The following is a 549-nucleotide window of genomic DNA, read 5'->3' on the forward strand; positions in this document are numbered from 1 at the left end:
CACGGTGTGATTCATGACTGGGGTGAAGTCGTAACAAGGTAGCCGTAGGGGAACCTGCGGCTGGATCACCTCCTTAATCGACGACATCAGCTGCTCCATAAGTTCCCACACGAATTGCTTGATTCATTGAAGAAGACGATAAGAAGCAGCCCGAAATTGGGTCTGTAGCTCAGTTGGTTAGAGCGCACCCCTGATAAGGGTGAGGTCGGCAGTTCGAATCTGCCCAGACCCACCAATTTTGTGTGGGAACCTGTAGAAATACGGGGCCATAGCTCAGCTGGGAGAGCGCCTGCCTTGCACGCAGGAGGTCAACGGTTCGATCCCGTTTGGCTCCACCACTACTGCTTCTGAAGTTTGAAAGCTTAGAAATGAGCATTCCATCGTGATGATGGTGAATGTTGATTTCTAGTCTTTGATTAGATCGTTCTTTAAAAATTTGGGTATGTGATAGAAAGATAGACTGAACGTTACTTTCACTGGTAACGGATCAGGCTAAGGTAAAATTTGTGAGTTCTCTTAATTGAGAAATTCGAATTTTCGGCGAATGTC

At 46.8% G+C, this 549-nt stretch carries 2 tRNA genes and 1 rRNA gene; all 3 read left to right on the plus strand.

From position 1 onward, the window contains the following. Positions 1 to 76: ribosomal RNA gene (locus TU80_RS31120) — 16S ribosomal RNA — on the plus strand; the annotation flags it as partial. A gap of 82 nt (positions 77 to 158) precedes the next feature. Further along, positions 159 to 235: transfer RNA gene (locus TU80_RS31125), tRNA-Ile, on the plus strand. A gap of 27 nt (positions 236 to 262) precedes the next feature. Continuing rightward, positions 263 to 338, plus strand: a tRNA-Ala gene (locus tag TU80_RS31130). Positions 339 to 549: the final 211 nt, after the last annotated feature.

The sequence above is a fragment of the Pseudomonas veronii genome (assembly GCF_001439695.1).
Classification (GTDB): Bacteria; Pseudomonadota; Gammaproteobacteria; order Pseudomonadales; family Pseudomonadaceae; genus Aquipseudomonas; species Aquipseudomonas veronii.